This is a genomic window from Aquirufa sp. TARAVU-A1A (genome assembly GCF_054558675.1).
The window spans coordinates 371,142-380,405 of record NZ_JBPXKP010000001.1 but is presented as its reverse complement, the minus strand read 5'-3'; the positions used below and the strand labels follow the sequence as shown (position 1 = coordinate 380,405).

18 protein-coding genes are annotated in these 9,264 nt (G+C 42.1%); 4 read left to right on the top strand and 14 right to left on the bottom strand.

The window, feature by feature from the left end:
* Positions 1-136: 136 nt before the first annotated feature.
* The 3 genes from V7S75_RS01785 to V7S75_RS01775 form a co-directional block, all read right to left on the bottom strand.
* Positions 137-427: a hypothetical protein gene (locus tag V7S75_RS01785; RefSeq protein WP_459510976.1), complete on the bottom strand. Its 291-nt coding sequence runs from the start codon at positions 425-427 to the stop codon at positions 137-139.
* On the bottom strand, positions 424-792 hold the full coding sequence (locus V7S75_RS01780) for a DUF2200 domain-containing protein (protein ID WP_459510975.1): 369 nt from the start codon (positions 790-792) through the stop codon (positions 424-426). Before V7S75_RS01780 ends, V7S75_RS01785 begins: the two co-directional genes overlap by 4 nt.
* Positions 793-910: 118 nt before the next feature.
* Entirely contained in the window at positions 911-1,177 is a 267-nt protein-coding gene (locus V7S75_RS01775; protein WP_459510974.1) for a hypothetical protein, read from the bottom strand.
* Positions 1,178-1,300: 123 nt separating this feature from the next.
* Between V7S75_RS01775 and V7S75_RS01770 the strand changes: the two genes are divergently transcribed.
* Entirely contained in the window at positions 1,301-1,621 is a 321-nt protein-coding gene (locus V7S75_RS01770) for a winged helix-turn-helix transcriptional regulator (RefSeq protein WP_459510973.1), read from the top strand.
* A 3-nt stretch (positions 1,622-1,624) separates the two neighbouring features.
* Here V7S75_RS01770 and V7S75_RS01765 read toward each other — a convergent pair whose 3' ends face one another.
* Positions 1,625-2,821 (bottom strand): FAD-dependent monooxygenase, encoded by a 1,197-nt coding sequence (locus tag V7S75_RS01765; RefSeq protein ID WP_459510972.1) that lies wholly within the window; start codon positions 2,819-2,821, stop codon positions 1,625-1,627.
* A 79-nt stretch (positions 2,822-2,900) separates the two neighbouring features.
* Between V7S75_RS01765 and V7S75_RS01760 the strand changes: the two genes are divergently transcribed.
* Positions 2,901-3,326, top strand: coding sequence for a VOC family protein (locus V7S75_RS01760; protein WP_459510971.1), 426 nt, complete (start codon positions 2,901-2,903; stop codon positions 3,324-3,326).
* Here the strand turns inward: V7S75_RS01760 and V7S75_RS01755 are convergent.
* The 5 genes from V7S75_RS01755 to V7S75_RS01735 are packed head-to-tail and all read right to left on the bottom strand — an operon-like array spanning position 3,323 to position 5,313.
* The gene (locus V7S75_RS01755) at positions 3,323-3,673 is read right to left on the bottom strand and encodes a hypothetical protein (RefSeq protein ID WP_459510970.1); all 351 of its coding nucleotides are present in this window, start codon (positions 3,671-3,673) and stop codon (positions 3,323-3,325) included. The two genes, V7S75_RS01760 and V7S75_RS01755, sit on opposite strands and share 4 nt — an antisense overlap.
* Positions 3,674-3,684: 11 nt before the next feature.
* Positions 3,685-4,035: a bleomycin resistance protein gene (locus V7S75_RS01750; protein WP_459510969.1), complete on the bottom strand. Its 351-nt coding sequence runs from the start codon at positions 4,033-4,035 to the stop codon at positions 3,685-3,687.
* 9 nt (positions 4,036-4,044) lie between these two features.
* Positions 4,045-4,518: a nuclear transport factor 2 family protein gene (locus tag V7S75_RS01745; protein ID WP_459510968.1), complete on the bottom strand. Its 474-nt coding sequence runs from the start codon at positions 4,516-4,518 to the stop codon at positions 4,045-4,047.
* A gap of 6 nt (positions 4,519-4,524) precedes the next feature.
* Complete coding sequence (locus V7S75_RS01740) at positions 4,525-4,917, bottom strand: VOC family protein (RefSeq protein ID WP_459510967.1); 393 nt, start codon at positions 4,915-4,917, stop codon at positions 4,525-4,527.
* Positions 4,918-4,935: 18 nt separating this feature from the next.
* Positions 4,936-5,313, bottom strand: a complete 378-nt coding sequence (locus V7S75_RS01735) for a hypothetical protein (protein ID WP_459510966.1) — start codon at positions 5,311-5,313, stop codon at positions 4,936-4,938.
* Positions 5,314-5,412: 99 nt separating this feature from the next.
* Here V7S75_RS01735 and V7S75_RS01730 point away from each other — a divergent pair, with 99 nt between their 5' ends.
* On the top strand, positions 5,413-6,345 hold the full coding sequence (locus V7S75_RS01730; protein WP_459510965.1) for an alpha/beta hydrolase: 933 nt from the start codon (positions 5,413-5,415) through the stop codon (positions 6,343-6,345).
* Positions 6,346-6,350: 5 nt separating this feature from the next.
* Positions 6,351-6,989 carry a peptidoglycan DD-metalloendopeptidase family protein gene (locus V7S75_RS01725; protein WP_459510964.1) on the top strand — a complete coding sequence of 213 codons (639 nt, stop codon included), beginning with the start codon at positions 6,351-6,353 and terminating at the stop codon, positions 6,987-6,989.
* Here V7S75_RS01725 and V7S75_RS01720 read toward each other — a convergent pair.
* The 5 genes from V7S75_RS01720 to V7S75_RS01700 form a co-directional block, all read right to left on the bottom strand.
* The gene (locus V7S75_RS01720) at positions 6,975-7,322 is read right to left on the bottom strand and encodes a hypothetical protein (protein WP_459510963.1); all 348 of its coding nucleotides are present in this window, start codon (positions 7,320-7,322) and stop codon (positions 6,975-6,977) included. The two genes, V7S75_RS01725 and V7S75_RS01720, sit on opposite strands and share 15 nt — an antisense overlap.
* A gap of 46 nt (positions 7,323-7,368) precedes the next feature.
* Positions 7,369-7,773, bottom strand: a complete 405-nt coding sequence (locus V7S75_RS01715; RefSeq protein WP_459510962.1) for a VOC family protein — start codon at positions 7,771-7,773, stop codon at positions 7,369-7,371.
* A gap of 124 nt (positions 7,774-7,897) precedes the next feature.
* Positions 7,898-8,356: a hypothetical protein gene (locus tag V7S75_RS01710; RefSeq protein WP_459510961.1), complete on the bottom strand. Its 459-nt coding sequence runs from the start codon at positions 8,354-8,356 to the stop codon at positions 7,898-7,900.
* 2 nt (positions 8,357-8,358) lie between these two features.
* The gene (locus V7S75_RS01705; RefSeq protein WP_459510960.1) at positions 8,359-8,553 is read right to left on the bottom strand and encodes a hypothetical protein; all 195 of its coding nucleotides are present in this window, start codon (positions 8,551-8,553) and stop codon (positions 8,359-8,361) included.
* Positions 8,554-8,572: 19 nt separating this feature from the next.
* Positions 8,573-9,136 (bottom strand): pyridoxamine 5'-phosphate oxidase family protein, encoded by a 564-nt coding sequence (locus tag V7S75_RS01700; protein ID WP_459510959.1) that lies wholly within the window; start codon positions 9,134-9,136, stop codon positions 8,573-8,575.
* Between the last annotated feature and the right edge of the window lie 128 nt (positions 9,137-9,264).

Below are 9,264 nucleotides of genomic sequence, written 5' to 3'. Positions count from 1 at the left end.
TAACGGAGAAAAAGTAAAAACATTGCTTTGGGCTAAAGGAAGAAAAAAGACCTATGCATATAGACCCACACAGTAGGATCCATCCATTTTAAAAAACGTAATAGATTGTTACGACTCTCTGAATAAGAACCGTTTATTAAATGGTGAAATAAGCTACCAAATTCGACCATTCCTCCTCCAGCGAATAGCTCGGCCGTGTTTTCTTCGCCCGCGCATACCAGTAATCCGCGTTCAAAGTGTCCCCTTCCTTTCGGTGTAAATAGGCATGCACCCAGGCAGAATCACGATCGCCCAACTGATCAATCAGCGCATGGGCTTGATCCCAATCCCCTTTGGCATCGTACCAAAGACTTTTTAAAATCGTCGAAAGCTGTGCGTCTGGCTTGTCTACAACAAGAGATTCTTTGAAAGATTGAAGATTGTTCATCTCGATGTTCGTAAGATTTTATCCATAGCTTTTCCTTTGGCTAATTCGTCGACCAATTTATCCAAATAGCGAACTTGCTTCGTCAGCGGATTTTCAATTTCTTCAATGCGGTATCCGCAAATTACCCCTGTGATTAAATGAGCATTCGGATGTAATGTGGCCTTATCAAAAAAGGTACTAAACAAGGCCTTTTCGTCAATCAGCGCCTGCACTTCTGCCGCATCAAAACCTGTCAACCAATGAATCACTTGAAGCAGTTCTTCCTCAGTCCTTCCTTTCTTAGTGACTTTGGATACATAGTGCGGATAGACGGAAGAAAAAGTCATTTTCGCAATCTTATCGGTATGAGCGGGAGTTTCTTTCATGCTAAATTGCCTAAAAACGGACGCGCGCAAACACGTCATTTAGGTTTGTAGCACAAAAATACAGGATAATATTTAACCCCAATTAGCCCAAGTGGCTATTTACGCTGTTTAACAAAATTTAAAACTGCTGAATCAGGTTATAATATTCCACGCTTTTCTTAATTAAATAGAAAGGAAGGGTTTTCATGCGTGCCTCCACTTCTGCTTCCGAAAGGTTTTTGAAAATCAGCACGGCCCCATTTTTCGTATCTCTCAAAAACAAATGTTCGAGAATGCCTTCTTCCTTCCAGGCCGCCACAACGGCTTGTTCTTGTTGTAAAATCTCTTGAAAATTTGCTGGCAAATTTTCCATATCAATCGTCAAAATAACTTGAATTCTTTGCATCGTGTTGTTGATTTAGCTGGAAATCTACCACCAATACTTTACTTTTGAAAGTAGTTACACATTTGTACCATAGTAACCCCTAGTAAAACATTGGCTAAATAGCCGCAAGGCCGACAAATTATTATGATTGTAAACGGGAAAAAATGCTCCATTAAAGATGTATTGGAGATTATTGGTGGTAAATGGGCGATGCCCATCATTTATGTCCTTTCCAAAGGAAAGCTTCGCTTTAAAGAATTAGAACGTTCGATTCAAGGCATTAATACCCGCATGCTGGTGAAAGAATTAAAAAACATGGAGGTCAATGGCATTATTACTCGTACCGCCTTCGCGACGGTTCCTCCTACGGTTGAATATACCCTGACAGAAAAAGGGGAGAAACTCCTTCCGAGCATCCATGCTTTGTACGCTTGGGGGCAAGAGCATATTATGCAAAAGGAGTAAAGTCTATTTCCCGTACTCCTCCAACTCAATCGTATCATCCGTAGAGGACTTGTTTTTATCCGAAAACAGCTCCCCGATTTTCATCACGAACTTACTCGAAATCACGTTGAGGATCGTATTCAAGAAGAATATCCCCAATTTCGTTTTGGGATGTGCCAACCAAGGCACCCCCGGAGGAAGCTTCTGAACCTTTGTCACATACGGGCGAAAGGCTTTTTCATATGCCGCGAATGCGTCTGCATAATTCGAATGGCGCGACAATTCCCCTGCCAAAATATAGGCTCCTACCACGGACAGACTAACTCCCATGCCTGTCAAGGGCGATGGGCAAAATGCCGCATCACCCGTCATGGCACAGCGGCCTTTCGACCAACGAGGCGCAATGACTTGGCTGATCGCATCAAAATACAAATCGGAATTCTCCCCCATGGCGGCTAAGACGCGTTTGGCCTCCCAACCGGCATCCGAAAATTTATCTCGCAAAAGTTGCTTTTGCTCGTCTAGAGATAATCTTTCATAGCCCATGGGCTCCGACATGAACGAAAAGGACGCACGCGTTGTGCCCTCGTTATCCGGTCGCATGACAATCACGCGTGCATTCGTTGCGTTATACCAGCGGGCCCAGCGACTATCCGAGGGTCCACGTGGAATCGTAAAATAGGAGACATAAAGCCCGACAGGCTTCACAAAAGGTTCATCGCCAAAAATCAATTGCCTCGTTCGCGAACGAATGCCATCTGCACAAATGACCAAAGCAAAATCACGTACTTCGCCGTTTTGAAAACTTACTTTTACACCATCTGCATGCTCATCCAAGGCGATTATTTGATTGCCAAACAGATACTCAACCTTATCCTCCGTGTGCTTGTATAATATCTTGACCAAGTCGCCGCGCAATATCTCGAGTTCGGAGGTTCCTAAATTAGATTCGCCTTTCGGCAGCGCGGCCTTGATCCCATCATTTTCATCCACAAATCGGACGCCCAATTCGCCCGTATCAGCTGCCCGAATTTCCTCCTCAATTCCCATCCATTGCGCAATTTTCTGTGCGGCACCTTTGATGTCGACATTTTGGCCACCTAAACGTAAGGACTCCGCCCGTTCCACAATCGTAACCTCAAAACCAAAACGGTTCAACCAATAGGCTAGGGTAGGGCCAGCGATACTCGCGCCAGAGATGAGGATTTTTTTGTGGGACATGAAAGCAAAGAAAGAAGATCCGCTTTTAAAAACTCAAAAGGACGCCATAAGTTTTAAAATCATTTCATAAATTGGCATTATGCCCAATATCATCCCACACATCCACTTCAACGGAAATACTGAAGAAGCATTTGAATTTTATCGTTCCGTTTTTGGTGGAGCGTTCTCGCGATTGATGCGCTTTAAGGATTTGAACAATCCGGATTTCGCATTTCCCGAAGACGAGCAAAACAAGATCATGTTGATCCGTTTACCAATCGGGGAATCCTGCGTTTTATCCGGCAGCGATGTGCCTAATTTTTTAGGCGTGGTGAACGAAGAGGAAAACCGAAGCAAGATTACCATTTCCGCAGCAAGTCAAGCAGAGGCCGAGGCGCTTTTCAATGGCTTGTCGGCCGGCGGAACGGTTGAAATGCCTTTGGATGAAGGCCCTTGGGGCACCTATTTAGGGGCGTTTCGCGATAAATTCGGGATCGAGTGGATGGTGGAATATACCGCCGCCTAAATCATTCTTTCTGCCGCTGCAATTTTCCAAACACTCACGGCATGAAATGCAGCAATGAACAGGTTGCTAATGATAACCGGATTCGTTATAGTACCCGCCATGATCGGACTTAAAAGTTTGTAAACAATTTGTACGACAAGGAGTGCCATGACCATTTTGGCGTCAAATTTGAATAAAAGTACAATCGAGATAATCAGAATCGCCAAATAAATCGATAGCAAAATTCCTCGTGCAGGCGTTTCGATGCCATAGGAATCAACGGCCCAATTAGCGTTCAAGAGAATTCCCGAACAAACGGGAATGAGCACTAGGATATTAAGAATGAGTGATATTTTAGGTAAAATCATCGAGTTTTGTTTTAAATGGATTCGCCAAATGTAAGCAAATTATGATCCGGATCTAACAAGCTAAACTCTTGCTGACCCCAGGGTTTTTTCGCCAAAGCACCGTTGGGATGAATGGGAAAATTATTTACGACCAATTCCTGGTAAAGCGCTTCGATGTCATGTACCCGAATATAAACCTGCCCGTAATTTTCTAAGGGATTTAAATCGGGAAATTCAAAAAAATGGATTTCGATTTCGTCCTTCTTAAGCAATAGGTAATCTCCGTAGTCGGCGATTTCTGCAAAACCCAAACCTTCCAAATAGAACGTTTTGGTTTGATTTTTATCGCGCATGGGAAGTTTGGGGATGATTGTCTGTAGCATAATCAAAAATTAATGGTCATAACTAACGACTCTCGAGATTTTCCATGTCCCATTTTCGTTCTTCCAAATCATCAAAAATTTAAACGTCCCCACTTCGAGTTTCCCATTTTCAATATGCTTAAACTGGTGCTTCCCTATTTCAATTGCACCAAATCCCTGAATCGGGTGGACCTCCAAACTCCCTTCCACCAGATTCCGTTTCAGGTCATAATCTCGATTGAAAATCTGTTGGAAATTGCTAAAAACCTGATCAAAAGCAATCAGTCCTCCATTGTCCTGGTACCACTCTAAATCTGTCGTGAAATAGGTTTTTAACAAGGGCAAATTTTTAGCATTATAGGCAGCAAACAAGGCGCTATCCAATTGCGCAATCTTGTTGAACAATGCTTGTTCAGTACTTGCGACCTTTTTTTCATTGGGGTTTTGCGATTGCGCATTTGAAAAAATGCACAGGCAAAACAGGAGTAAAAAGGATGTTTTCATTTGTTGTTAGGACATCGGTGTACAAATCTCAATCAAAAAACCATCCAAATCGCGAACGTATCCAACGATTTGCCCCCAGGGTTTTTCTTTGGCCTCCTCACATAATATCGCACCAGATGCAAGGGCTTGTTTCATGGTTGCCGCAACATCATCCGTTGTAAAACCAATTTCAATTCCCAGCGGCTTTTCATGGATTTTACTTTCGATAAATCCATCGGATAGATTAGAGCCCGCTAATGTTTTGGACGCGAAGGATAGCGTCGTCTCGCCCGTAATAACTTCACCATAGGAATTATCCGGGGTGATAAACTTGGTCATGAATCCGAACGCCTGCTCATAAAATTGAACGGTTTTCGAGACGTCTTCGACGTATAGGATTGTGTAAGCGAATTTGATCATAAAGTCTATATAAAATGATTATTTCCCTACCTGATTGATGGGGCGAAATCGTAATGCACTCCAAGTATCATCGATGGAAATTGCAGAAACAGTCGTGATGCCAAATTCCTCAACGGTCATTCGAATACTATCTCGGTTGATGTTTGATTTCAGTTTAGAGGTTCCTTTAGGATAGGCAATCCAAAAAACGCTATCTGGCACAATGTGTTTGAGTCCATCCTTCAGAAAGTGGGTTAACTCATCCTTATCCGAAACGAAAACAAGCGTGTTTGTGCTTGGGGCCGAATTGAACTCCATTTTACATCCATGTGCAAGTAATGCGTCCGCAAGGTGCTTGGGTGCTTGAATGACGATTCCATCGCCTTTGAATCGGAGTTTTTTGAGGACTTCTTGCATTTTGGATAATAAATAGCTGATTATATGTAGTGGGATTTAAAGGGACAAACAATCAAAAATAAATTAATTATCTTGGCATTCATAACCTATTTAAAAACCATGAAAAAAATTCATCAAATTCTATTTATACTCATCCTTCAATGTGTTGTAATCAATGCCATCGCACAAGACGGAACGATTTATCCGCTTGAGGCCCCCAAAGAGCTTAATGCCATTCCCCTAAACACGGGTTCTGTGAAAGACCAGCCCGCACCTGAAACCTGGTTCCGCCAGTGGGGTGATCCGATGGCACGGAATATTTCAACAGCCACCCTAACTCCTTTCTTTCCTGAAAAAGGCAAGGCCAATGGCGCAGCCGTTATCGTTGCTCCTGGCGGCGGATACCGTTGGCTTTCCATGGGCAATGAGGGCTGGGAGGTCGCAGAAGCGTTGGCCAAACAAGGAATAACGGCCTTCGTTTTAAAATATCGCTTATTTCCTACGCCTGAAAAGCTTGAAGATTTTACAGCTTGGATGAATCGCCCACGCCCTGCTCCCGCAAAAACGGACAGCTCCGCAAAAAATACGAATCCCATGGCGCAAATGGATTTAAGCAATCAATTGCAAGATGCTGAAGCGGCCTATGCGATGATTCTTAAAAACGCGGGAGCCTGGGGTGTCGATACGAAGCGAATCGGGATGATTGGCTTCTCCGCTGGGGCAGGATTAACCATGCACTCGACACTCAATTCCCAAACCATGAAACTCGCTTTTATTGGTCCCATTTATGGCGGCATGGGCCCGGTAAAAGTGCCGGTAAATGCTCCGCCCATGTTCAATGTCATTGCCTCGGATGACTTCTTGTTTAATGGACAATTTGGGGTGATTGATTCGTGGTTTAAGGCCGGCCGACCGGTTGAATTTCATTTATACCAAAATGGTGGACATGGTTTTGGCTTAGGCAATCCGAACCGGACGAGCAATAAATGGTTTGATGCGTTTATACATTGGTTGGATGTGAATAAGTTTTTAATATCAGCCAAAGCAGAGTAATACCTATGATTCATCGCCTCTTTTCCGAAGCATTAAGCCCGCTGAATAGTATCGCGCTCGATCTCAGTGCTACGAATACGGAATTGAATTCCTACATTTATGGGAACACATCCGCCTTCTGTGAATATATTAACGCGAAGTTAGCTGGCAAAATCGGCTATGGCGGTTATTTGGAACATCGTGTGATTTATGAGTCACACGAGAACTTTGCGACGGCCTCCGCAGATTTCCGAAATATTCATTTGGGCATGGATTTTTGGACCGAAGCCGGAACGCCTGTTTTTGCTCCCTTAGCTGGCGTGGTGCATAGCTTTCAGGTCAATCCAGGCTCTGGGAATTATGGGCCTACAATTATTTTATACCACCCGGCGGAAAAGATCTACAGTTTATATGGACACCTAGCAAGTTCTGATTTAGCACAGCTGGAAGTTGGCGCACAGATTACAGCAGGCCAAAAGCTTTGCCACCTCGGAAAACCTGACGAGAATGGAGGCTGGCCACCCCATCTGCATTTCCAATTGATTCGTGATATGCAAGGATTTCAGGGCGATTATCCCGGCGTTTGTTCGCTAAGAGATGTAGACTATTATGCTAAAAACTGTCCGGATCCGAGTTCGTTTGGAAACCGATCAATGGGCGATTGAACTTAGGCTAATCACACGCTGGACATCTGAATCCTTCAAAACCAAGTATGGCTTCACGCCCGTAGATTTAATATCATTACCCTTCATCGCAAAAGCCTCCTGTTTATTATCTGCAATGTAAATCTCGGTGTTTGCGGGCAAGGAATAGGATTTGATTTCGTTGGGGGCCAAGTTGCTCACGCGTGTTTGAATTTTCCCATCCGGCGTGTAGATAATCAATGAAAGATGATAAACATCTTTGTAATCATTGGAGAAGCTAATCTGAATATTATCCATTGCAGAAGCTGAAAATACAAACAAGGAGAGGGAATAAATAAAGGCTAAAATTTTCATGGTAAGAAGTAAAGAGTCCGATTAAACACGTTTTTGAATGGGCTTTTTAAGCCGGCAATTTCGACATATCCATGTGAAATATTTCCCAGGTATGTCCATCGAAGTCCTCAATCGTACGTTGCACCATAAAGCCATAATCGCGCATTTCATTGGGTTCGATACCGCCTGCTCTTAAGCCGCTTTCCACGACTTGATTGACTTCTTCCATACTATCCATAGATAAAGAAAGCAAGGCGGCAATCGATGATTTCGTATCGGCAATGGGCTTTTTGGTAAAACTCAAAAACTTATCATGCGAAAGGATCATCACAAAAATATTGTCCGACCAAACCATGCATTTGCCACTTTCGTCGGAGAACTGCGGATTATTCTTGAAGCCCAAAGCTGTGTAAAATGCCATCGATTTTTCGGGATCTTGTACCGCAAGGTTGATAAAGATTTGATTCGCCATGAAATTGTTAGTTGAATGATTAAAGATAGGGAATCTACCATTTAGAATGCACATGTTGAGAACAATAAAGCCGATCATATTTGATTGGCTAGCACAGGAGCTTGACAGTGGTTGAACCTATTGTTCATAATGTAGAAAGATTTTCCAAATCATTTAAATCCTTAGCTCGACCACTTATTTCCTTGTTTCTTTTCAAGTCATTGATGTGAATTACTTTCATTGGGATTTCTTCAAAAACAGTATCCAATGCATTGGCCGAAATTTCTTGAAAAGTAAACCCTGAGATTTCTTTTAAAATTTCAATACAAACTGGAGGTCTTCCAAAGGTGTATACATTTATATGAGTTTGGTGAAGAAAAGACTCTTCAGTCATATCAAAAAGAGGCATTTGAAATTGTTCAAAGGCATGTACCAATTTTCCATAATTGTTTTTCGAAACCTCAACAAATATATCAATGTCTCCAGTAGTTCTAGGGAATCCATGATAGATAACGGAATATCCTCCAACTAATACATAGTTGACTTCATTTTTATTCAGAGCCAATAAAAATTCTTGAAAATCTGGATTAAAAATGTTCCCCATGGCTAATTTTTGCGTGTTGAAAATGCCGCTTTATCCATTTTAGGAGGATTTCCAAGGGTATAATTAAAAGCAACACTATTTAAATAGGCAAAAACCTTTCCTATTTTTTCTTTGCTCATTCCTACATAATGCGTAACCTCTTCTTTCTGTTCGAAAAGGTTTCCAGAGGTGCTGTATGTCCTATCTAATTTTAACACTATCAAATATACTATTAAATTATATTTTATTTCGCTCAAGCCCCAAAGCCGTTGGCAGCCCATCCAAACTGATCAAATTATTCTCATCGATGTAATGACTCAAGCCTTCTGAACCTTTTTGAGCGGCCCAAGAAAAATGTATATCGCGATGTTCGATAAAATCATAGCGTGGGACACCAAAACCACAAGAACTTTGAACCAATTCTACATCAACGACAATGATTTGACGGGTACTTTCATATACATCAAATTCTTTGGCATAGGTATTCCATTTTTTATTGGACGGTAAAATAGTTTCACCCTTCCCATATAATTTTAATATCAAGGGTTTCTTATCAAAAGAACAAAACATGATGGTTATTCGGCCATTTTCCAACATGTGGGCTGAGGTTTCATTTCCAGAGCTTACCACATCTAAATATGCTACTTGATTGGGGTTTATTACTCTAAAGGAGTCTAAACCTTTAGGCGACACATTGATATGCCCATCGCCTGAAAGGGGGGCTGTCCCAACAAAATACATGTGTTGATTTTTGATAAATGACTCTTGTGTCGCTGAAATCTGTTTATAAAACTCGCCCATGAAATGAAAATTTAGTTTGCTAAAGTAAAAATTAATAATCAAAAAGTGTTGCTACCCTAAACATGGATGAACAACAAAAAAGGCGTCCGTTGATTGACGGACGCCTAGTGCAGTTTGGATACCTTAAT